Here is a 21,307-nt window from a genome sequence, read left to right as displayed (position 1 = left end):
CGGCGCGCCGGGCGTGGTGCGGGCCGGACGAGAAGGGGATGTGCTTAGCGTGACCCGCTATGAACGCCCAGTCCTCATTTCATTGCATCAACGTATGTATCGGGCGGCGGGCGATGGTCCTCGCGACGGCCGCCGCCACGGTCTGCGCCGCTCTGATCCCCTTCACGGGCACGCCCGCCCGCGCCGCCGTCCCCCTGGCCCGCTCCGACACCTCGACCCGCTCGGACACACCACCGTCCCGCTCCGACGCACCACCCGGCCCCACCGGGACCGCCGCCCACGCCGGTAGTCCGGTGGGCACCCCGGCCGTACCCCGCCCGACGGTATGGGACGGCATCGCGATGTGCGAGAGCAGCGGCGACTGGCACATCAACACCGGCAACGGCTACTACGGCGGTCTGCAGTTCTGGCAGTCGACCTGGGAGGAGTTCGGTGGTCTGAAGTACGCCCCGCGGGCCGATCTGGCCACCCCGGCGCAGCAGGTCGCCGTCGCCCAGGAAGTCCTGCGCGTGCAGGGATGGGACGCCTGGCCCGTGTGCGCCAAGGAGCTGAACCTCAAGGGCCAGGTGCACATCGTGGAGGCGGGCGACACCCTGCTGTCGGTCGCCACCCGGTTCAAGGTGCGCGGCGGCTGGCAGGAGCTGTACCGGGTCAACAAGTTGACGATCGGGCCCGATCCGGACCGGCTCGACGTGGGCACGCTGCTGCTCATTCCGGACGCTCAGCGGGCTCGCCTGTGAACACCACCGCCCCGCGCCGCAGTTCGTGGATCTCGGCGGTGGCCGGGCGCAGCGCTGCGGGCAGCCGCTGCTCCGCCACGACCACGGTGCGGTCACCGTTCGCGGTGAGCCCGGCCAGCACGCCGTAGGCACGCGACGCGGCCTCGGGCGACAGGCCGAGGCCCGGCTCGTCGAGCAGTACGAGCCGGGCCCGGGTCAGCAGCGCCCGCGACACCGCCAGCATCCGCTGCTCGCCGCCGGAGAGCGTTCCGGCCCGGCGGTGCAGCAGCGGGCGCAGCGCGGGGAACACGTCGAGCGCGAGGTCATGGCCGCCGCCCGGGTCGGCGGCCCAGGCCCCGGGGGAGGCACCGCGACGGGCGGGGGAGCCTGAGCTGGGACCCGCGCCCGGACCCGCGCCCGGACCCGCGCCGTCGTCCGTGAAGAGCGCCAGGTTCTGGGCCACCGTGAGAGAGCCGAAGACCGGGCGCCGGTCCGGTACGAACGCCAGCCCGAGCCGGGCCCGCCGGTGCGCGGGCAGCCGCGTCACGTCGGTGCCCTGCCACAGCACCCGCCCCGCGCTGAGCGGCACCGAGCCGGCGAACGCGCGGAGCGCGGTGGTACGGCCCGCGCCGTTGTGGCCGAGCAGCACGGTGACGCTGCCGCGGGGGACGGCCAGGTCGACCCCGTGCAGCGCCTCCAGAGGGCCGTAGCGCACCCTCGCGTCGTACAGCGCGATCTCGATGCTCATCGCGGGCCTCGCCCGCCTCGCGGGCCCGGTGGATCCGCCGCCGTCTCCGCGGGGAGGCGGGGCGCGGGCAGTGCAGCGGCGGGTGGCACCGTGCCGGGCAGCACTGCGGCAGGCGGGCCCGCCGCGGTGATCCGGCCGTCGGTCATCACGTACACGAAGTCGGCGAGCGCGCCGACGAGTTCGAGATCGTGCTCCACGAGCAGCAGCGCCATGCCGTCGGCGGCCAGTGCGCGCAGCACGTTGCCCAGCGTCCTGGCCTCGTCGCTGTCGAGTCCGGCAGCCGGCTCGTCGAGCAGCAGTACCAGGGGGGCGCCCGCGAGCGCCCGGCCCAGTTCCACCCGGCGCAGCGTGCCGGTGGGCAGGCCCGCGGCGGGAGCGTCTCGTACGGGACCCAGCGCGAGCAGCCGCAGGATCCGTTCGACCGCCTCCGGGTCGCGGACAGCGCCCTGTTCCGCGCCGATCCGGATGTTCTCGGCGACGCTCAGCCCGGGGAAGACCGCCAACTGCTGGAACGTGCGCGCCAGTCCGAGCCGGGCGCGCCGGTGCGGCGGCAGCCGGGTGATGTCCCGGCCCCCCAGCAGCACCCGGCCGCCCTGCGGGCGCGCCGTTCCGCACAGGCAGTCGAACAGCGTGCTCTTGCCCGCCCCGTTCGGCCCGGTCAGCGCCGTCACCCTGCCGGGCGGCACCACCAGGTCGACCCCGTCCACGGCGGCGATCCCGTCATAGCTCAGACGTATCCGCCGCGCGGTCAGCCGGACCCCGCCGGGCGTCGCGTTCGCGCGTGGTGCCACCCGGCGGACGGACCGGCGGGACGGTCGCACATCGGGCGGACCGGGCGGCCCGCCCGGCGGTGCCGCGAAGCCTGCGGCACGGATCACCAGAGGGAGGTACCGGAGCCGCAGGACGGCGGGGAGACCGCCGGGGGTGCGGCCCAGGAGAACGGCGAGGACCCCGACGACCGCGGCGGCGACGCCTTCCCGCGTGCCGGCGTCGAGGCCGACGAGGAGAGCGGCCGCGGCCAGCGCGCCGAGTGGGCTGTCCGCGCCCAGCACGAGCACGGCGGCGAACCACAGCAGTCCGCGCAAGGGGTCGAAGGCCTGGACGTCGAAGCTCTGGACGCCCATCCCGAGCATCCCGCCGCCCAGCGCCGCGAACCCCGCACCCGCCACGAACGTGAACAGCTTCAGGACGGGGACGGGGACCCCCGCCGCCGCGGCGCCCGCCTCATGGTCGCGCACGGAGGCCAGGGCGCGGCCGGTCCTGCCCCGGCGCAGCAGGTGCACGACGGCCAGCGAGGCGGCCAGCAGGCCGAGTTCGAGGACGTAGTACGCCCGGTCGGCGGTGAACCCCGCCGGGCGCCGCAGTTCGAGACCCGAGGTGGCGTACGGCTGTGCGAAGACGAAGCGGCTCACCGCGACTCCCACCGCGAACGTCGCCAGTGCGAGCGCCAGACCGCGCCGCCGGACGGCGGGCGCACCGGTCAGCAGGCCGAGCGGGGCGACGAGGACCACCGCGAGGGCGAGCGCGGGCAGTTCGGGGAGCGCGGGCACCGCGGGGAAACGGCCGGCCGCGAGCAGCGCGGTGAACAGCGCGCCGAGCCCTGCGTAGGCGGCCTGCCCGAGGGAGATCTGACCGCCCAGCCCGGTCACCACTACCAGCGAGAGCAGGATCAGGCCCATCGCGGGGACCTGTACGGAGGTCGTCAGATCGGTGCCCGCCAGGCCGAGCGGCAGCAGGAAGAGGATGCCGCAGACCGCCCACGCCCAGGGCGGGGCACGGAAGCGGACCGTGACCGGTGGCGCGGGAGCGGTTCCCGGCGACGCTTCGCCGATCGCGGGCATCAGCAGGGCCGCCATCAGCAGGGCGACGACGAACAGGTTCGCGCCCACGGCCTGGAGCAGTGGTTCCTGCCAACTGCCCCGCGGATGCAGCCGGGTGAGCTGGCTCTGTCCCACCCCGACCGCCAGGGCGACGCCGATCGCCACCGGCAGGCTGCGCATTCCGGCGGCGACGGCGACCGCCATCGTCTCCATGACGAGCAGCGACAGCCCGTACGGATCGAGCCGGATGTACGGCGCGAGCAGCACCCCGCCCAGACCCGCCGTGAACGAGCCGAACGCCCAGCCGGCCGCCGCGATCCGGTCCGCGTCGATCCCGCCCAGCGTGGCGAGCCGCCGGTCGTCGACGACAGCGCGCAACCGGGTGCCGAACCGCGACCACCGGGTGACGGCGCCGACCGCGCCCGCCAGCGCGGCCACCGCCGCGAGCTGCGCCCAGGGATCCTCCGGCACGATCACGGGCGCGTCGCCCCGTGCGTCGCCGCCCCACGCCAGATACGCGGCGCCGACCAGCAGCACGAACACCCCGAGCGTGGCGACCAGCGTCTCGGCCGGGCCCGCCTCGCGGGCCGCCAGCGGCCGGAAGACGGCCCGGTCCAGCGCGAGGCCGATGCCCGGCGCGACCACCAGCAGGCTGAAGGCCGCCGCGGGCGCGAGCGGCCAGCCGTGAACCACCACCAACTCCCGCAGCACGTACGCCGTCACCATGGCTATCGCGCCGTGCGCGAGGTTGAACACCCCCGTCGCGCGATAGGTGACCACCAGGCCGATACCCGTCAGCGCGGCGGCGCTGCCGACCGCGAGTCCCGCGAGGGTGAGGTCGTACGTCAACGAGGCCACGTCAGCGGCCCGGCGCGCACACGGGGCAGGGCGTCAGCGCCCGCGCTCTGACGTCGGCGGGGCCGGCCGGGGCCGCGTCCGGCTTGCCCTGGACCAGCGGGCAGTCGGGGCGGTGCAGCAGGGTGCCGCCGGGCACCGCGACGGGCGGGCCCGCCGAGACGGCGACCGGCTCGATCCCCGCGCCGTCCCGCTCGTCCTTCTCCTTCCTCGCGTTCCTCGCGTTCCGTGCGTCCTGTGCCGCTCGTCCCGGGCCCTGCCGGTCGGAGTCGGGATCGGAGGCGGGGTCGGAGGGCCGTGGCCCGGGCCGGGAGGCCAGGACGGCGCCCGCCACGATGAGAGCCGCGCCGGGGATCGATGAGGAGGCGAGGTATGGAATCTGGCGTTCCGCGTACCGTTCGCCCGCCACCCCGTACCAGCCCAGCACGCACAGCACGGCGCCGGCCGCGAGCAGGAGCCAGCCGATCCGGTGGACGTAGTGGACGTAGGGGCCCCACGGGCCGAAAGTGGGTGTCGAGTCGGCTTGCTTCTCACCGCGTATGGGCATGTTCACCGATTAGCGCCAATATGCCGGTGGGGGCAATACCCCGAACCGTATGGTCCGAACGGGAGATGGTGGAGCACATGGTCCGTTCCGCACGCGCGAAGTCCGCCGCGGTGCTGTTGACCACGGCGATGCTGGTCGCGCTGACCGGATGCGGGGGCGGCGGGAGTGGCGGTGACACGCCGTCGAAATCCCCCTCCACCGGGTCCGGCGCCGCTACCGACACCACCACCACGGCCGCCGCGCCGGACAGCGGGACGGCCGAGGTGCAGATCCGGCAGAACTGGGAGAAGTTCTTCGCCCCGGGGACGAGCATCGACGCGAAGGCCAAACTGCTGGAGAACGGCGAACAGCTCGGGCCGCTGCTCAACTCGTTCTCGGGTGACGGCCGGGTCGGCCAGGTACGTGCGAAGGTCGGCCAGGTCCATCTCACCTCGGCCACGGCCGCCGAGGTGACGTACACGCTCTCCCTGGAGGGCAATGACGTGCTGCCGAACACGCTGGGCACGTCGGTACTGCAGGACCAGGTGTGGAAGGTCTCGGTCAAGAGCCTCTGCGCCCTGATCGCCCTGGATTCCGGTGGAACCACGGCGCCGGGCTGCTGACCGCGCGGTGGCGCGCGGCACCCGTGGCCGCGGCGGCACCCGTGCCCGGCGGGGCGCCCGGCTGAGCGTCAGATCCCGGGCCGCCGCTGTGGCAGCCCTCGTGGTGGCGGGCTGCGGCAGCCGGCTGCCCGAACGCGACTTCACCGACCGCCCGACCGCCACGACGTCCGCGGCGGCGCCGGTCCGCGTCGGCATCGTCACCAGCGCCACGAGCCCGGTCGGCGGCGGGGCCTTCAGCGGACCGCGGGACGGCGCGCTCGCGTATCTCGACGCGCTGAACGCCAGGGGCGGCGTCTACGGGCACCGGGTGGAGGCGGTCACCTGTGACGACGGCGGCAGCGGCGTGGGAAACAGCGAGTGCGTACGCCGACTTGTCGACCAGGACAAGGTGTTCGCGCTGGTGGCGACCAGCGCCCTCGACTACGCGGGAGTCTCGTACGTGAGCCGCAAGGGCGTCCCCGACATCGGCGGCATCCCCATTGGCACGGCGTACGACACCTACCCGCATCTGTACGGCATCTACGGCAGCGACGCCCCCCGGGAGGGCACTCCCGGCTGGGGCGGCACGCTGTACGCCGGCACCGAGGTCTACCGCTGGTTCAAGGAGAAGCAGCAGGCCCGTACCGCCGCGGTCGTCTACTACAACCAGTCCGCCTCAGCGCGGTACGCGCAGCAGCTCCTGCAGGGACTGCGGGCCGAGGGTTACAAGACGATCAGTGAACAAGTCGACTTCGCACTGCCCAACTTCCGTGCGGTCGCCGCCGATCTGCGGGCCCGCGGTGTCGACATTCTCTTCGATGCCATGGACACCCACGGCAACGGCCGGCTGTGCCGGGCCATGCAGGCGGCCGGTGCGACGGTCTCCGCCAAGGTCACCAACGTCCAGAACTGGGCCTCGACCGTGCCCACCGACTACCAGGACGCGGCGGGCTGCCGGAACGCGCTCTGGGCCACCTCGGCGAGCCGCAACTACGACGAGACCGGCCAGCCCGCCGTCGCCGCCTTCCGTGCCGGCATGACCGCCTGGCAGCGCGCCCACGGCAAGGAGCCGGGCCAGTTCTCCCAGTGGCGGCTGGAGGGCTGGGCCGCAGCGATGTGGCTCACCGACGCCCTCGCCGGCTGCACCGCGGGCGGCGCGGCCCCGGACCGCGGCTGCGTCGAGCGGTACATGAGCCGGGCGCAGCCCTACGACGCGCGGGGACTGCTGGCCCCCGTCACCTTCGCCGCGCTGCCGGATCCGCCCGCCACCCGCCGTACCTGTCTGTCCGTCGCCCGCTGGTCGGACGCCGCGCAGGGCGGGCACGGCGGCTGGGTCACCCAGGGAGGTGAGCCGGCGAGCAACTGCCTCACGGTTCCCCAATTGCCCTATCGTCCCTAAAACCCGTCCGGCCAGGACTTGCTATCGTCCCTGGACGACCACGGGCGGCGAATCCATCGGGCAGCCCAGCCGGGAGACACGGGAACGCATGCGCATCTCATTCCTGATCCACAACGCGTACGGAATCGGCGGCACGATCCGTACGACGTGCAACCTCGCCGGCAAGCTGGCCGAGAAGCACGATGTGGAGATCATCTCCGTCTTCCGGCACCTGGACGATCCGCTGTTCGCGTACGACCCCCGGGTACGGCTGCGCCATCTGGTCGATCTGCGCAAGGACAGCCAGGACACCGACCTCGAGGACCCCCGGCGCAAGATCCCCGCCACCGTCTTCCCGTCGTCCGACCGCCGCCACGACCACTACAGCGCCCTCACCGACGAACGCATCGGCCGTCACCTGGCGCGGCTCGACGCGGACGTCGTCGTCGGCACCCGCCCCGGCCTGAACGTGCACATCGCACGGCAGGCCCCGCGCGGCATCGTGCGAGTCGCCCAGGAGCACCTCACCCTGGACACCCACTCCACCAAACTCGTCCTCCTGCTGCGCCGGCTGTACCCACGGCTGGACGCGGTGGTCACCACCACCGCGGCCGACGCCGCCGCCTACCGCCGCCGGATTCCCGGAGTGCTGGTCGCACCGGTTCCCAACAGCGTCCCCGCCTCCGGTACCGCCCCTTCGAAGTGCACCGAGCCGGTCGTGGTCGCCGCCGGCCGGCTGGCCCCCGCGAAGTGCTACGACGACCTCATCCGCGCCTTCGCCAAGGTCTCGGCGGAACGGCCGGACTGGACCCTGCGGCTGTACGGCGCCGGCGGCGAGCAGAAGAAGCTGGCCGCCCTCATCGGCGAGCTCCACGTCCGGGACGCCGTCCGCCTGATGGGACCCGCCTCGCCGCTGGAGCCGGAACTGGCCAAGGCGTCGGTCCTCGCCGTCTCCTCCAGCATGGAGTCCTTCGGGATGACGATCGTCGAGGGCATGCGGGCGGGCCTTCCCGTCGTCAGCACCGACTGTCCGCTCGGCCCGCGCGAGATCATCTTCGACGGTGTGGACGGCCTGCTCGTACCGCCCCGCGACATCGACGCGATGGCCGCCGCGCTGCTGCGGCTGATCAACGACGACGAGCTGCGCGCCACGATGGGCCGCGCGGCGCTGGCCAAGGGCGAGCGCTACGACCCCGACCGGATCGCCCAGCTGCACGCGGACCTCTTCCAGCGGCTGCTCGACGCCCGCGCCCGCCCCGGCGGCCAGGGGCGCGCCGCGCTCGTGTCGGGCGCCGGGCAACTGCTCGGCGCCGCGTACACCCTCGGTGACGTGGCGATGGCGGCGGGCCGCAAGGCCAGGCGCATGCTGCGCAAGTGACGCCGCATCGATGACGCGTGATCAGTGGCGCTTGTCCAGTGACGGTTCGTCGGAGCGCGGCGCCGGTCGGCCCAGGCCCACCACCTCCGGATGGTGCAGATCGAAGGCCGGGCATTCGGAGCGAATCCTGGGCAGCGTCGCGAAATTGTGCCTCGGCGGCGGGCAGGAAGTGGCCCACTCCAGCGAGCGGCCGAACCCCCACGGATCGTCAACCGTCACTTTTTCGCCGTATTTTGCTGTCTTCCAGACGTTGTAGAGGAACGGTAGCGTCGACATTCCGAGCAGGAACGCACCGATCGACGAGATCGTGTTGAGCGTGGTGAATCCGTCCGCCGCCAGATAATCCGCATACCGTCGCGGCATTCCCTCGACACCCAGCCAGTGCTGTACCAGGAATGTGGTGTGGAATCCGACGAACAGCGTCCAGAAATGGATTTTCCCCAGCCGTTCGTCGAGCATCTTTCCGGTGAACTTCGGCCACCAGAAGTAGAATCCGGCGAACATCGCAAACACCACCGTGCCGAACACCACGTAGTGGAAGTGCGCCACGACGAAGTACGTATCACTGACATGGAAATCCAGCGGCGGTGAGGCGAGAATGACACCGGTCAGCCCGCCGAAGAGGAAGCTCACCAGAAATCCGACCGCCCACAGCATCGGTGTCTCGAACGACAGCGATCCATTGATCATCGTGCCGATCCAGTTGAAGAACTTCACCCCTGTCGGCACCGCGATCAGGAACGACATGAACGAGAAGAACGGCAGCAATACGGCACCGGTCACGAACATGTGATGCGCCCACACCACGATGGACAGTCCGGTGATCGCCATCGTCGCACCGATCAGCATCACGTAACCGAAGATCGGCTTGCGCGAGAACACCGGGATGATCTCGGAGATGATGCCGAAGAACGGCAGCGCGATGATGTAGACCTCCGGATGGCCGAAGAACCAGAACAGGTGCTGCCACAGCAGCGCCCCGCCGTTCTGCGGCTCGAACACCACGGAGCCGAAGCGCCGGTCCGCCTCCAGGACCAGCAGCGCCGCCGCCAGCACCGGGAACGCCATGATCACCAGGATCGAGGTGAACAGGATGTTCCAGGTGAAGATCGGCATCCGGAACATCGTCATGCCCGGCGCGCGCATCCCGATGATCGTGGTCAGGAAGTTCACCGCGCCCAGGATCGTGCCGAAACCGGCGAGCGCCAGTCCCATGATCCACATATCCGCGCCGATACCGGGGGAGCGGGTCATGCTGTTCAGCGGCGCGTACGCGAACCATCCGAAACTCGCCGGCCCGTCCGGGACCAGCAGACCGCCCACCACGATCAGACCGCCGAACAGGTACAGCCAGTAGGAGAACATGTTCAGCCGCGGAAAGGCCACATCCGGCGCACCGATCTGCAACGGCATGATCTCGTTGGCGAAACCGGCGAAGGCCGGAGTGGCGAAGAGCAGCAGCATGATCGTGCCATGCATCGTGAACGCCTGGTTGAACGACTCGTTCGTCATGAACTGCAGGCCGGGGCGGGCGAGTTCGGCGCGCATCAGCAGCGCCATCACCCCCGCCGCCAGGAAGAATCCGAACGACGTGATCAGATAGAGATGGCCGATCTTCTTGTGATCGGTGGTGGTGAGCCAATCCACCACCACCCGGCCAGGATGACGCTCCCGAGCCGTTTCGGGCGCCGTCTCCTTCGTCGGTGCGGTCATCGACGCCCCTTTGTTCTCGGACACCTGTCGGTTCTCCGGGCAAGCAAGACCCCATGATGCTCTCCGACCAGGCCGCTGCGCGAGAGTGCGTAGGCCATCTGGCCGAGCCGGTTCAGCAGCAGTAGCGTGCGCGGCATCAGCCCTCGCCGGCACCAGGCAACACCAAAGGAGAAGGCCCATGACGGTCTATCAGCCCCCGGGAAACTCTGGAAGCCCCGCGTCCTTCCCCTCCCGGTACGAGAACTGGATCGGCGGCGAATGGACCGCTCCGGTCGAAGGCGGATACTTCGAGAATCCGACGCCCGTCACCGGAGACGCGTTCACCGACATAGCCCGCTCCACCGCCGCCGACGTCGAACTCGCCCTGGACGCGGCCCACTCGGCGGCACCCGCTTGGTCGCGTACCGCCCCCGCGGAACGGGCGTCCGTCCTCAACCGGATCGCCGACCGGATGGAGCAGCACCTCACCGAACTCGCCGTCGCCGAGGTCTGGGACAACGGCAAACCGGTCCGCGAGGCCCTCGCCGCCGACCTCCCGCTGGCGATCGACCACTTCCGCTACTTCGCCGGAGTGCTGCGCGCCCAGGAAGGCACGATCTCCCAGATCGACGAGGACACCATCGCTTACCACTTCCAGGAGCCGTTAGGGGTGGTCGGCCAGATCATCCCCTGGAACTTCCCGATCCTCATGGCCGTCTGGAAGCTCGCCCCGGCGCTCGCCGCCGGCAACTGCGTCGTCCTCAAGCCGGCCGAGCAGACCCCGGCCTCGATCATGTACCTGATGGACCTGATCCAGGACCTCATCCCGCCGGGCGTCGTCAACATCGTCAACGGCTTCGGCACCGAAGCCGGCCGTCCGCTCGCCTCCAGCCCCCGCATCGCCAAGATCGCCTTCACCGGCGAGACCACCACCGGCCGGCTGATCATGCAGTACGCGAGCCAGAACATCATCCCCGTCACCCTCGAACTCGGCGGCAAGAGCCCCAACATCTTCTTCGCCGATGTCGCGGCGGCCCCGGACGAGTTCTACGACAAGGCCCTCGAGGGCTTCGCCATGTTCGCCCTCAACCAGGGCGAGGTCTGCACCTGTCCGTCCCGCGCCCTCATCCAGTCGTCGATCTACGACAGCTTCCTCGGCGACTGCCTCGAACGGACCCGCTCCATCAAGCAGGGCAACCCGCTCGACACCGACACCATGATCGGCGCCCAGGCCAGCAACGACCAGCTCGAGAAGATCCTCTCCTACATCGACATCGGCATCGCCGAGGGCGCCAAACTCCTCACCGGCGGCGAACGCGTCGACCTCGGCGGCGCCCTGGCCGGCGGCTACTACGTCGCCCCGACGATCTTCGAGGGCGACAACAGCATGCGGATCTTCCAGGAGGAGATCTTCGGCCCGGTCGTCTCCGTGACCCGCTTCGACCAGCTCGACGACGCCGTCTCCCTCGCCAACGACACCCTCTACGGCCTCGGCGCCGGCGTCTGGACCCGCGACATGAACACGGCCTACCGCGCCGGCCGTGCCATCCAGGCCGGCCGCGTCTGGACCAACTGCTTCCACGCCTACCCGGCCCACGCCGCCTTCGGCGGCTACAAGAACTCCGGCATCGGCCGCGAAAACCACAAGATGATGCTCGACCACTACCAGCAGACCAAGAACCTGCTGGTCAGCTACAGCCCGAACGGCCTGGGCTTCTTCTAGGCCCCGGCTGAGGCCCTCCAGGCCGTGGAGACGCGGCCCGGAGGGCCCGGGACCGGTTCGAGGCTGGCGCAACGGGCGGGACGCGAGCAGTCTGTCTGTGGGCAGCTGTGGTGCGGGACAGGGGACGGTGAACCGTGGATGTGGCAAACCGGGTCGAGGTGACCGGGATGGCGGCGGAGCTGCTGCGGCGGCTGGCCGATGAGCACGGTCCGTTGATGTTCCACCAGTCCGGCGGGTGCTGCGACGGCAGCTCGCCGATGTGCTATCCGGCGGGGGAGTTCCTGACCGGCGACTCGGACGTGCACCTGGGAGACCTGGGGGTGGCGGGGATGGAGCCGGTGCCGGTGTGGATGGCCCGGGACCAGTTCGCGTACTGGAGTCATACGCATCTGACCATTGATGTGGTGCCGGGTCGGGGGAGCGGGTTCTCGCTCGAAGCGCCGACGGGAAATCGCTTTCTCATCCGCTCGCGGCTGTTGACCGACGAAGAGTTGGAGTCATTGCGGACATGATGTGCGCAAGTCATGCGCATAGCGTGTCCACAGCGAATTGTCGGCCTTCCGCCGGTCTTCCGAACATTTCCGCGACATGGCAAACGCCGAAGCGGATTCTGTGACAGAAGCGTGACGATCAATGACCGGGAAGGGCGGTCCCGCCTTCCCCGGCGTCCGTGCCGGACTTACGGTTGCGGGTATGGCACCGATACCGACACCTGGATCCCGGCCGCAGGACGACCCCGAGCAGACGTACGTAGGGCTGACCACGGACGAGGCGGAGCGGCGGGCGAGAGAGCGCGGCTGGAGCACGGTCCGGTCACTGCCCGCGGGGGCGATCATCACGATGGAGTACGTGGCGGGACGGCTGAACTTCAGCGTCGCGGACGGCAGAGTGACGCGCTGCTGGCAGGGTTGACGCGTATCCGGAGCGGGGGCCGAGGCGGGCCCGGCGGCAGCCGGTTCGTCCTCAAGCCCCGCCGGCCACCCCTGGGAGGTGCCCCCTGGACGGTCTGAATTCGGCCCGTCCGGCGCTTGAGGACAGCGCGGCCGAAGGACGCGTAACCCGGTGGACCGTGCCGGTCACGGCTCTAGCTGCCCGCGGCGCCGCGGCCGCGCACCTGCTGGTGGGCGAGCGGGGTGGGGCGGATGGGACGCTCGGCGGGCGGGCGGCGGCTGCCGGTCGGTGTGACCGGCATGCGCTCGTGGCGTGCGGTCGGCGGGCGCCCCGGCGCGTGCGGCAAGGCGGCCGGGTGGCTCCCGGCGGAGGCGCCGACGGATTCGAAGGCGGACTGTCCGCCGTCCATGGCGGCGCGCTGCGCCACCAGGCCGGGAAGCGAGCCCAGCGCGGGAGCCGGGATGGGCGAGAGTGCCGAACCGTGCCGGAGGCGTCGCCAGAGGGCCTGCAGGAATTCCTCGGCCCAGGCCATCGCGGGCTCGAACCAGGGCAGAGCGAGCAGTACGAGCAGGCCCGCGGCCCAGCCGAGCAGCACATCACTGACCCAGTGGGTGCCGAGGTAGATGGTGGTCATGCCGACCCCGAGGGCCAGCAGAGCGGCGATCACCGAAGCCCACCGGCGCACTCGCGGTGTGGTCGCCAAGTACGCCAGAATGCCCCAGGTCACGACCGCGTTGGCGGTGTGCCCTGAGGGAAATATATCCCCGCCGGCGAACAGCTCGGGGGATCCCACGGCAGTGGCGTAGTGCGGGCCGAGCCGGCCCAGCCCGTACTTCACGGCGCCCACGGTGATGTTCAGCAGGAGCAGTGAGGTACCCAGGGCGAGGATCGGGTGCAGGCTGCGCTGCCGCCAGGCGCGCCAGCCCAGCCAGGCGGCGACCATCACGGCAGTCGGGCCGCGCTGTCCCAGGACCACGAAGTAGTCCAGGAAGGCGTGGATCTGCGGCCACTGCTTGTAAGGCCTGAACAGCATGACCTGCCAGTCCAGCGTCACGAGCTTCGAGGAGGTGACGACGCCCACGACGATGGCCACGTAGACCGCCAGCGTCGAGCCGAACAGCCAGAGGCGTGTTCGACTCATGCGAGGCAGGTCGCGTGTGGTCGGGTGCTCCGCCGGCCGGTGGAGCTTCTCATCGGTACGCACCTAATCGACGTTACAGCGTGTGACAGCAGTGACCGGCCGAACGGCCGTCTTTGTAATGACGATGTGATGTGGAGTGCGTCTCACCGCTCCCTTTGGGGGCTCGTGGATTCAGCGGAATAAGTGAACTCCTTGATTTTATGTTCGGGTGTCGATACTCACATCGCACCCGCCTTTTTATCGGCTATTACCCTTCGCGTTCCACGGAGTTTCCCCGTCCGAATGGCGGGACGCCGCGGTGATCTTGAGGCTGTGGACGTGCGACAGCGTTTGGGGCCGTCGCTGCCGCGACCGCGTGACCTGCGCCTTCGAGCGCCGCGATCACGGAGGGCAGAGACGGGCGCTGCGGGCGCCGGGCCGCGTGGCCTCATCGACGGCCGGCCCGTCACCACCCGCACTATGGGTTCCCCTGGGTACCGCCACCTTGCGGCTGAGCCCTGAGCCCTGAGCCCTGAGCCCTGAGCCCTGAGCCCTGAGCCCGAATCGAGCCGCGAGCCCCGAGCCCAGGCCCGAGCCCTCAGCCCCGAACCGAGCCCTCAGCCCCGAACCGAACCCCGATCCGAGCCCTCAGCCCCGAACCGGGTCCTCTGCCGGGACCCGCGCTGACCAGGACGGGACCCGTGTCCCGCCCAGGCTCCCGGCTCCCACACGGAGTCACCCGTTCCGTCAACGTGAGGTGAGCCACATGGCGTGGCGACCACCTCGCGTACTCTGACGTCTCACTCGCCTTTACCGCCGGTCAACCGGGATGGTGTAGCGCCGTCCCGTTCCGCGGTTGCGAGAGCACCTCGCTCACCCCGCTGGGAGGTACGTAGATGACCGGGACGACCTTGGTCGGCACGGTGAGGCCGACGGCCGTCCCACCGCATCAGCGTCCGGCGGGCCGCTGGACGGTCCTGGTGGTCCTCTGCGTGAGCCTGCTGCTCGTCGCGCTCGACGCGACCGTGCTGCATGTCGCGGTCCCCGCCCTCACCGAGGACCTGCACCCCGGCTCGATCGAGCTCCTGTGGATCGTCGACGCCTATCCGCTCGTCGCCGCCTCGCTGCTGATCCTGTTCGGCACCCTCGGCGACCGGGTCGGACGGCGCCGGATCCTGCTGATCGGCTACGGGCTCTTCGGCCTCGCCTCGGCGCTCGCCGCGTTCGCGACCGGCGCCCACGTCCTCATCGGCGCCCGCGCGCTGCTCGGCGTCGGCGGCGCGATGATCATGCCCGCCACGCTCTCGATCCTCCGGCAGGTCTTCCCCGACCGGCGGGAACGCGCGCTCGCCATCGGTGTGTGGAGCGCGGTCGCCGCCGTCGGCGCGGCGGTCGGGCCGGTCCTGGGCGGCTTCCTCGTCGAACACTTCTGGTGGGGTTCGGTCTTCCTCATCAACATCCCGCTGATGGCCGTGATCCTCCCGCTCTCCCGCTGGCTGCTGCCCGAGTCCAAGGGCGAGGGATGCGGCCCGTGGGACGTCCTCGGCGCGCTGATGGCCGCGTTCGGGGTCCTCGGCGTGGTCCTCGGGGTCAAGCGCCTCGGCGGCGGCGCGAGCCTGCTCGACCTCGCGGCGCTCGGCCCGCTCGCGGTGGGCACGGCGCTGCTCATCCTCTTCATACGCCGTCAGAAGCGCCGCGAACACCCGCTCATAGACATCGGGATGTTCTCCCGGCCCACCTTCAGCACCTCGGTCGGCTGCATCGTCCTGGCCATGCTCGCGCTCGTCGGCCTCGAACTGATCGCCGTGCAGTATCTGCAACTGGTGCTCGGCCTCAGCCCCTTCGAGACCGGGCTGCGCCTGCTGCCGCTCACCTTCGCCGCGATGGCGGCGGGCCTGTGCGGCTCGCGCCTGCTGCACCGGTTCGGTCCACGCGCCATGGTCGGCACCGGCTTCGTGCTCACCGCCGTCTCCGTCCTGTCGCTGACGCTGATGGGGCAGACTGACCGGCCGTGGCTGCTCACCAGCGCCTTCGTACTGCTCGGATTCGGCCTGGAGACCACGATCTTCGGGGCGTACGAATCCATGCTCAGCGAGGCTCCGGCCGCCCAGGCGGGCGGCGCCGCGGCCATCGGCGAGACCTCCTACCAGCTCGGCGCGGGCATGGGCATCGCCCTGCTCGGCAGCGTCATGAACGCCGCGTACGGGCCCGGCGTGGCACATGTCCCCGGGGTCCCGTCCGCCGCCGGCGCGAAGGCCGGGAACTCGCTGGGGGAGGCGTACGACGTCTCCGGCCGGCTCGGCGGATCGGCGGGCGCCGCGCTGCGGCAGGCGGCCCGGCACTCCTTCGTGAACGGGCTGCACCTCACCCTCCTCGTCAGCGCGGGACTGCTGCTGCTCGGCGCGCTCGCCGCACTCCGGCTGCCGCGGGTGATGGAGTGCGGCTCCGTCGCGCTGAAGGCGGCGGGCCCCGACGAGCTGCGGGCGCCCGGCGGGCTGCGGACAGCCGCCGGTGATCTGCGGACGTCCGGTGATCCGCGGGCGGCCGGCGGCGGACTCCATGTGTCCGCCGATGCACACCAGGCGGCCCTTTACGTGGCGGGAGCACGCACGTAGCGTCGTCCCCGACCGCGTAGATCACCTGAGATCACTGAGGGGACCGTCATGTCCGGGAGCGCGCTGCCGCCGTTCGATCCGTACGATCCGCTCGGGATCGACGACCTGCTCAGTGCCGAGGACCGAGCGGTGCGCGAGACCGTCAGGACCTGGGCGGCGGACCGCGTACTGCCGTACGTGGCCGGCTGGTACGAGGCCGGTGAGCTGCCGGTCATCCGTGAACTCGCCCGTGAACTCGGCTCGATCGGCGCGCTCGGCATGTCGCTCACCGGCTACGGCTGCGCGGGAGCCAGCGCCGTCCAGTACGGCCTGGCCTGTCTGGAACTGGAGGCGGCCGACTCCGGAATCCGTTCGCTGGTCTCCGTCCAGGGATCGCTGGCGATGTACGCCATCCACCGCTTCGGCTCCGAGGAACAGCGGCAGGAGTGGCTGCCGCGGATGGCCGCGGGCGAGGTCATCGGCTGCTTCGGACTCACCGAGCCCGACCACGGGTCCGATCCGGCCGGCATGCGGACGTACGCCAAGCGCGACGGCGACGACTGGGTGCTCAACGGCCGCAAGATGTGGATCACCAACGGTTCGGTGGCCGGGGTCGCGGTGGTCTGGGCCCGCACCGGCGACGCCCCCAACAATCCAGGCTTTCGCGGGTTCGTCGTCCCCACCGATGCTCCGGGCTTCTCGGCGCCCGAGATCAAGCACAAGTGGAGCCTGCGCGCCTCGGTCACCAGCGAACTCGTGCTCGACGACGTACGGCTGCCCGCCGATGCCGTACTCCCCGAGGGCGCCGGGCTGAAGGGCCCGCTCAGCTGTCTGGGCCACGCGCGCTACGGCATCGTGTGGGGCGCGATGGGCGCGGCCCGCAGCAGTTTCGAATCGGCGCTGGACTACGCGAAGACCCGGGTGCAATTCGGCCGGGCCATCGGCGGTTTCCAGCTCACTCAGGCCAAACTCGCCGATATGGCGGTCGAGCTGCACAAGGGCATCCTGCTCGCCCATCATCTGGGGCGGCGGATGGACGCCGGGCGGCTGCGGCCGGAGCAGGTCAGCTTCGGCAAGCTCAACAATGTGCGCGAGGCGATCGAGATCTGCCGCACCTCGCGCACCATCCTGGGCGCCAATGGCATCTCGCTGGAGTACCCCGTGATGCGGCACGCGACCAACCTCGAGTCCGTGCTCACGTATGAGGGCACCGTGGAGATGCACCAGCTGGTGCTGGGCAAGGCACTCACCGGACTCGACGCCTTCCGGTGAGCCGCCCGGCTCAATTCCGGCTGTTCGCTGCCGTTGTTCCGGTCCGTGGTTCCGGTCGGGTGTTCTGAGTCGCCGTTCCGGTCCGGGGTTCCGGTGTTCCGTCAGTTCTGGTTGAAGAATCCGTCGGCGCCGCGCTTGGATTCGGCGTTGAGGACCATGTAGTCGGCGGGGGTCAGCAGGAAGACCCGGGTGGCGATGCGCTCGATCGAGCCGCGAAGCCCGAAGGTGAGGCCTGCCGCGAAGTCGACCACGCGCTTGGCGTCGCTCGACTCCATACCCGTGAGGTTGACGATCACCGGGACGCCCTTACGGAAGAGTTCGCCGATGCCGCGGGCATCGCGGAACCCGTCCGGGGTCACGGTGGCGATCTGGCGGCCCTGTTCCTCCGCCGTCTCGCTCGCGACCTGGACCCTGGGGTCGGTCACCCAGGTGTTGCCGCGCTCCGACCCCTCGCCGTAGTCGGCGTACTCCTCGTCGTAGTAGCTTTCGTCGCCGTTGTCGTCGACGAGGCCCAACCAGGCACTCGCCCGTCGAACCGAACCCATGGACGCCTCCTCTCACACGCGGTCAATATCGTCCGCACCCCTATGGTCGTCCATGATGCCGATGATGCGCCAAGCGGATAGCCGCCACTCAGGGGACTTGTGACGGTACTGGTGCACAAGATAGGTGTCGGGGAGTCAGGTAGCCATAGCCGCACGGAAGGTGACGAAACAAGGGGAGCGCTCCCCTCTTCCGGGTGACGCGGCACGGCCGGACGGCCGTATGGCGGTCATGAGATCGTTCGATAGGTAGCATGGCGGGCCGATCGTATGATCAAGCCGGTGGGGGAGCGTTGTTCGGAATTATCAGGCCGTGCCGGCACAGGATGCCGGAGGGACTTGCGACTTCCTGGATGGCGCACCTGTGCGGCCTATGCCTCGCGTTGCGCGACGACCACGGGCAGCTGGCCCGGATCGCCACGAACTACGACGGCCTGATCATTTCGGCGCTTGTCGAGGCCCAGGTCCCGGGCGCGGACCGGTCGGGGAAGTGGCGGCGGACCGCCGGCCCCTGCCCGCTGCGCGGCATGCGGACCGCCCCGGTGGTGAAGGGCGAGGGCGCCCGGCTGGCCGCCGCCGTCTCGCTCGTGCTCGCGTCGGCGAAGATGCGCGACCACATCGACGACAAGGACGGCGCCATGGCGCGGCGTCCGGTCGCGGCGGCGGCGCGGACCGTCGCCCGGCGCTGGGACCGGGCCGGGGCACGAACCGGTAGCGGACTCGGCTTCGACACGGCGGTGCTGGTGGACGCGGTAGACCGGCAGGCCGGGATCGAGACGCTGGCCCGGATCGGCACCCCGCTGCTCACGGTCACCGAACCGACCGAGACGGCGACCGCGGCGGCCTTCGGCTACACGGCGGTACTCGCCGGACGGCCCGGCAACCGCGCGCCGTTGGAGGAGGCGGGACGGCTCTTCGGCCGTCTCGCGCATCTGCTGGACGCGGTCGAGGACCAGGCCGCTGACGCGGCGTCCGGTGCGTGGAACCCGCTGACGGCGACCGGCACCGGCCGCGCCGAGGCGCGCCGGCTGTGCGACGACGCGGTACGCGGGGTGCGGCTCGCGCTGAAGGACGCCGAGTTCAGCGACGGCCGGCTCGTGCATGTACTGCTCGCCCACGAGCTGCGTCGCTCGGTGGACCGCGCCTTCGGGGGCTCGTGCGGGCATCAGCAGTCGGCGCAGCGGCCGCCGGTTCTGCAGCAGCCGGGCGGCAATCCGTACGCGCCGGGCCAGAGCCCTTACGCACCGAGTGGCCCGGGCTTTCCGCCCAACGGCTTTCCGCCGCCGGAACCGCCGCGCCGCCGTGGGCTGATAGCCGGGTGCGCGGTGTGGAGCGGTCTCTGCTGCACCTGTCAGTTGTGCTGCCGGGACCACTACGACGATCCGTGGAACGGCAATCGCCGCGAGGGCTGGTGCCGGGACTGCGACTGCGATTGCTGCGATGCCTGCGACTGCTGTGATGGTTGCGATTGCTGCGACTGCGGTTGTGACTGCGGCTGTTGAAGGACCTTCTCGAACTCGAAGCGGGCGAATGCACGAGGGAGGGAGAGAAGGGGAATGCGTGTGCGAAGGCGACAGGGCTGTCAGGAAAAGCCGGGGCGGCAGAGCGCGCGGGCCGGATCACGGGCGGAACTACATGGTCAGCGACAACACGAGGACGACCACACTCGACCGAAGTCGATGTGGTCACGGGTGACCAGCTGACAGCTACGCATGGGGCCAGTGGAACAGCCGTTGAATCATCCGTCAACCGCGCTGAGACGCGGTGCCCACCAGTTGGACATGCTTGACAGCGGGCGATGGCCTGGGCTTAGCCTCATGCCAGGGTCGTGATGACCCCGTCGCGTTGAGGGACGCGGCTTGTGTGCAGGCGAATTCCCGTGATTCTTCCGAGTGTCCACGGAGCCTCCACATGCCCGCATCCCCCGGTCCGTTATCTGCCGTGGCTGTTGTGGCCGGCGCCCGCCCTCGCGCGGAGCTGTCCGGATCGCACGACCACGACGACGACCACGTCCTTTCGCCGAGGCGTTCGCCCGGCCGCGGACCAGCGCCCGCCTTCCGGCGGAACGACGCGCCCGCCTTCCGCCAGTACGACACGGCGTGTACGAGGCCACCGAGTTCCTGAGCCCACGAGCCGCTGAGCCGTTGAGCTGCGGCCCACCGCGGCCCACCGCGGCCCACCGCCTCCGGCACCCCCGCTCCCGCTTCCCGCCCCGCCTCTGGAAGGCAGACCCATGGCACGCCCCATCCGCCCACTGCACCTGGCCGTCGCGATCGACGGCCCGGAGCAGTACGAGGCCCCCTACTCCGTGGAACTGGCCCGGCTCGCGGAGCGCGGCGCACTGGATTTCGTCACGCTTGACGACTACCCGGCGCTGCCCGAGGGCGGTGGCGGGCGGCTCGACGCGCTCGCCGTCCTCACCCGGGTCGCGACCGCCACCGACCGGATCGGCCTGGTGCCGGCCGTCACCACGACCCACACCGAGCCGTTCCATGTCTCGCCGGCCCTCGCCACGCTCGACCGGGTCAGCCGCGGCCGGGCGGGCTGGACGGTGAAGGTCCCGGACACCGAGGCCGGGGCCCGGCACTTCGGACGGCGGCCGACCGCACCGGACGACGTGCCGTGGCGGGAGGCGGGAGAGGCCGCGGACGTGGCCGCCCGGCTGGGGGACAGCTGGGAGGACGACGCCGAGATCCGTGATCTGCCGACCGGGTGCTTCATCGACCGCGACAAGGTGCACCATGCCGACTTCGAGGGCGAGCGGTTCGGCGTGCGCGGCCCGTCGACGGTCCCGAGACCGCCCCAGGGACGGCCGGTGATGGCGATCGACGCGACGCCGGCGCTGCGGCGCGAGGTGGCCGCGCTCCACGCCGACGTGGCGTACATACGGGTCGAAGGCCCGGACGCGGAGCGGCAGGCCCATGAGGCCCGCGCCGACCTGCGCCGCCGCGCGGCGGCCCGCGGCCGCGACCCCGACCGGCTGACGGTCCTGATCTCTCTCGCCGTCGCACTGTACGACCCGGCCGACGCCGTGGCCCTCGCCGACCTGTTCGGCGACTGGCACCGCGACGGAGCCGCCGACGGCTTCCACGTACGGCCCGCCGATCCGCGCCGGGACACGGCCCGGCTGGTGGACGCGACCGTGCCGGTGCTTCAGCAGCGCGGACTGTTCCGCCGCTTCCAGCCGGGCACGACCCTGCGCGAACACCTCGGCCTCGACCGCCCGGACAGGCCCTGATGGGATTCCTGGCCGCCGGGCCGGGGATCTCTGCGCCGACGATCCGGACGGTCCAATTCCGGCCATCGGACGCGTTCGCCGGCGGGCTCGACGATTTCGTGGACCGGGTTGCCCCGCTCCTGCAGGAGCGCGGCTCGTTCCGCACGGAATACGAGGGCATGACGCTGCGCGAGCATCTCGGCCTGCCGCAGCCGCTATGGAAGGCTTGA

At 70.9% G+C, this 21,307-nt stretch carries 18 protein-coding genes; 12 read left to right on the top strand and 6 right to left on the bottom strand.

The annotated features are described in order from the left end of the window. Nucleotides 1–113: 113 nt before the first annotated feature. Complete coding sequence (locus QMK24_RS16890; RefSeq protein ID WP_283466881.1) at nucleotides 114–740, top strand: LysM peptidoglycan-binding domain-containing protein; 627 nt, start codon at nucleotides 114–116, stop codon at nucleotides 738–740. Here the strand turns inward: QMK24_RS16890 and QMK24_RS16885 are convergent. The 3 genes from QMK24_RS16885 to QMK24_RS16875 are packed head-to-tail and all read right to left on the bottom strand — an operon-like array spanning nucleotide 709 to nucleotide 4,689. Next, complete coding sequence (locus QMK24_RS16885; protein ID WP_283466880.1) at nucleotides 709–1,467, bottom strand: ABC transporter ATP-binding protein; 759 nt, start codon at nucleotides 1,465–1,467, stop codon at nucleotides 709–711. The two genes, QMK24_RS16890 and QMK24_RS16885, sit on opposite strands and share 32 nt — an antisense overlap. Further along, nucleotides 1,464–4,145 carry a branched-chain amino acid ABC transporter permease/ATP-binding protein gene (locus QMK24_RS16880; RefSeq protein WP_283466879.1) on the bottom strand — a complete coding sequence of 894 codons (2,682 nt, stop codon included), beginning with the start codon at nucleotides 4,143–4,145 and terminating at the stop codon, nucleotides 1,464–1,466. The genes QMK24_RS16885 and QMK24_RS16880 overlap by 4 nt, the downstream gene beginning before the upstream one ends. A gap of 1 nt (nucleotide 4,146) precedes the next feature. Beyond that, entirely contained in the window at nucleotides 4,147–4,689 is a 543-nt protein-coding gene (locus QMK24_RS16875) for a hypothetical protein (RefSeq protein WP_283466878.1), read from the bottom strand. Between the two features lie 77 nt (nucleotides 4,690–4,766). On the opposite strand from QMK24_RS16875, the gene QMK24_RS16870 reads away from it, so the two are divergent. The 3 genes from QMK24_RS16870 (at nucleotide 4,767) to QMK24_RS16860 (ending at nucleotide 8,026) form a co-directional block, all read left to right on the top strand. Next, the gene (locus tag QMK24_RS16870) at nucleotides 4,767–5,291 is read left to right on the top strand and encodes an MTB12 C-terminal domain-containing protein (RefSeq protein ID WP_283466876.1); all 525 of its coding nucleotides are present in this window, start codon (nucleotides 4,767–4,769) and stop codon (nucleotides 5,289–5,291) included. A gap of 88 nt (nucleotides 5,292–5,379) precedes the next feature. After that, nucleotides 5,380–6,669 carry an ABC transporter substrate-binding protein gene (locus tag QMK24_RS16865; RefSeq protein WP_283466875.1) on the top strand — a complete coding sequence of 430 codons (1,290 nt, stop codon included), beginning with the start codon at nucleotides 5,380–5,382 and terminating at the stop codon, nucleotides 6,667–6,669. Nucleotides 6,670–6,757: 88 nt separating this feature from the next. Beyond that, nucleotides 6,758–8,026, top strand: coding sequence for a glycosyltransferase (locus tag QMK24_RS16860; RefSeq protein ID WP_283466874.1), 1,269 nt, complete (start codon nucleotides 6,758–6,760; stop codon nucleotides 8,024–8,026). Nucleotides 8,027–8,047: 21 nt separating this feature from the next. Here QMK24_RS16860 and ctaD read toward each other — a convergent pair whose 3' ends face one another. Then, nucleotides 8,048–9,739 carry an aa3-type cytochrome oxidase subunit I gene (gene ctaD, locus QMK24_RS16855; protein WP_283466921.1) on the bottom strand — a complete coding sequence of 564 codons (1,692 nt, stop codon included), beginning with the start codon at nucleotides 9,737–9,739 and terminating at the stop codon, nucleotides 8,048–8,050. Nucleotides 9,740–9,917: 178 nt separating this feature from the next. Between ctaD and adh the strand changes: the two genes are divergently transcribed. From adh to QMK24_RS16840, 3 genes are all read left to right on the top strand, one after another. Next, nucleotides 9,918–11,441 (top strand): aldehyde dehydrogenase, encoded by a 1,524-nt coding sequence (gene adh, locus QMK24_RS16850; protein WP_283466872.1) that lies wholly within the window; start codon nucleotides 9,918–9,920, stop codon nucleotides 11,439–11,441. A 167-nt stretch (nucleotides 11,442–11,608) separates the two neighbouring features. Beyond that, nucleotides 11,609–11,953, top strand: coding sequence for a DUF779 domain-containing protein (locus QMK24_RS16845; protein ID WP_283466870.1), 345 nt, complete (start codon nucleotides 11,609–11,611; stop codon nucleotides 11,951–11,953). Between the two features lie 181 nt (nucleotides 11,954–12,134). Next, nucleotides 12,135–12,353, top strand: a complete 219-nt coding sequence (locus QMK24_RS16840) for an I78 family peptidase inhibitor (protein WP_283466868.1) — start codon at nucleotides 12,135–12,137, stop codon at nucleotides 12,351–12,353. A 172-nt stretch (nucleotides 12,354–12,525) separates the two neighbouring features. Here the strand turns inward: QMK24_RS16840 and QMK24_RS16835 are convergent, their stop codons facing one another. Continuing rightward, nucleotides 12,526–13,536, bottom strand: a complete 1,011-nt coding sequence (locus QMK24_RS16835) for a phosphatase PAP2 family protein (RefSeq protein WP_283466867.1) — start codon at nucleotides 13,534–13,536, stop codon at nucleotides 12,526–12,528. Between the two features lie 812 nt (nucleotides 13,537–14,348). Between QMK24_RS16835 and QMK24_RS16830 the strand changes: the two genes are divergently transcribed. Further along, nucleotides 14,349–16,067 carry an MFS transporter gene (locus tag QMK24_RS16830; protein WP_283466866.1) on the top strand — a complete coding sequence of 573 codons (1,719 nt, stop codon included), beginning with the start codon at nucleotides 14,349–14,351 and terminating at the stop codon, nucleotides 16,065–16,067. A gap of 48 nt (nucleotides 16,068–16,115) precedes the next feature. Then, nucleotides 16,116–17,318, top strand: a complete 1,203-nt coding sequence (locus QMK24_RS16825; protein WP_283466865.1) for an acyl-CoA dehydrogenase family protein — start codon at nucleotides 16,116–16,118, stop codon at nucleotides 17,316–17,318. Between the two features lie 101 nt (nucleotides 17,319–17,419). Here the strand turns inward: QMK24_RS16825 and QMK24_RS16820 are convergent, their stop codons facing one another. Next, a complete protein-coding gene (locus QMK24_RS16820; protein WP_283466864.1) occupies nucleotides 17,420–17,863 on the bottom strand; it encodes a cell division protein SepF in 444 nt (147 codons plus the stop codon). Nucleotides 17,864–18,153: 290 nt separating this feature from the next. Here QMK24_RS16820 and QMK24_RS16815 point away from each other — a divergent pair, with 290 nt between their 5' ends. The 3 genes from QMK24_RS16815 to QMK24_RS16805 all read left to right on the top strand — a co-directional run bounded on the left by QMK24_RS16815 (nucleotide 18,154) and on the right by QMK24_RS16805 (nucleotide 21,307). After that, complete coding sequence (locus QMK24_RS16815) at nucleotides 18,154–19,362, top strand: DUF5685 family protein (RefSeq protein WP_283466863.1); 1,209 nt, start codon at nucleotides 18,154–18,156, stop codon at nucleotides 19,360–19,362. 731 nt (nucleotides 19,363–20,093) lie between these two features. Continuing rightward, on the top strand, nucleotides 20,094–21,098 hold the full coding sequence (locus QMK24_RS16810) for an LLM class flavin-dependent oxidoreductase (RefSeq protein ID WP_283466861.1): 1,005 nt from the start codon (nucleotides 20,094–20,096) through the stop codon (nucleotides 21,096–21,098). Further along, nucleotides 21,098–21,307 (top strand): hypothetical protein, encoded by a 210-nt coding sequence (locus QMK24_RS16805; protein WP_283466927.1) that lies wholly within the window; start codon nucleotides 21,098–21,100, stop codon nucleotides 21,305–21,307. The genes QMK24_RS16810 and QMK24_RS16805 overlap by 1 nt, the downstream gene beginning before the upstream one ends.

The organism is Streptomyces sp. PH10-H1 (genome assembly GCF_030063355.1).
Taxonomy (GTDB): domain Bacteria; phylum Actinomycetota; class Actinomycetes; order Streptomycetales; family Streptomycetaceae; genus Actinacidiphila.
This window is presented reverse-complemented; position numbering and strand designations above follow the sequence as displayed.

Excerpts from the sequence above, each read along its gene's own strand:
- QMK24_RS16890 (WP_283466881.1), top strand. The coding sequence starts at position 114 with ATGGTCCTCGCGACGGCCGCCGCCACGGTCTGCGCCGCTCTGATCCCC.
- QMK24_RS16885 (WP_283466880.1), bottom strand. The coding sequence starts at position 1,467 with ATGAGCATCGAGATCGCGCTGTACGACGCGAGGGTGCGCTACGGCCCT.
- QMK24_RS16875 (WP_283466878.1), bottom strand. The coding sequence starts at position 4,689 with ATGCCCATACGCGGTGAGAAGCAAGCCGACTCGACACCCACTTTCGGC.
- QMK24_RS16870 (WP_283466876.1), top strand. The coding sequence starts at position 4,767 with ATGGTCCGTTCCGCACGCGCGAAGTCCGCCGCGGTGCTGTTGACCACG.
- QMK24_RS16860 (WP_283466874.1), top strand. The coding sequence starts at position 6,758 with ATGCGCATCTCATTCCTGATCCACAACGCGTACGGAATCGGCGGCACG.
- ctaD (WP_283466921.1), bottom strand. The coding sequence starts at position 9,739 with ATGACCGCACCGACGAAGGAGACGGCGCCCGAAACGGCTCGGGAGCGT.
- adh (WP_283466872.1), top strand. The coding sequence starts at position 9,918 with ATGACGGTCTATCAGCCCCCGGGAAACTCTGGAAGCCCCGCGTCCTTC.
- QMK24_RS16845 (WP_283466870.1), top strand. The coding sequence starts at position 11,609 with ATGGCGGCGGAGCTGCTGCGGCGGCTGGCCGATGAGCACGGTCCGTTG.
- QMK24_RS16840 (WP_283466868.1), top strand. The coding sequence starts at position 12,135 with ATGGCACCGATACCGACACCTGGATCCCGGCCGCAGGACGACCCCGAG.
- QMK24_RS16830 (WP_283466866.1), top strand. The coding sequence starts at position 14,349 with ATGACCGGGACGACCTTGGTCGGCACGGTGAGGCCGACGGCCGTCCCA.
- QMK24_RS16825 (WP_283466865.1), top strand. The coding sequence starts at position 16,116 with ATGTCCGGGAGCGCGCTGCCGCCGTTCGATCCGTACGATCCGCTCGGG.
- QMK24_RS16820 (WP_283466864.1), bottom strand. The coding sequence starts at position 17,863 with ATGGGTTCGGTTCGACGGGCGAGTGCCTGGTTGGGCCTCGTCGACGAC.
- QMK24_RS16810 (WP_283466861.1), top strand. The coding sequence starts at position 20,094 with ATGGCACGCCCCATCCGCCCACTGCACCTGGCCGTCGCGATCGACGGC.
- QMK24_RS16805 (WP_283466927.1), top strand. The coding sequence starts at position 21,098 with ATGGGATTCCTGGCCGCCGGGCCGGGGATCTCTGCGCCGACGATCCGG.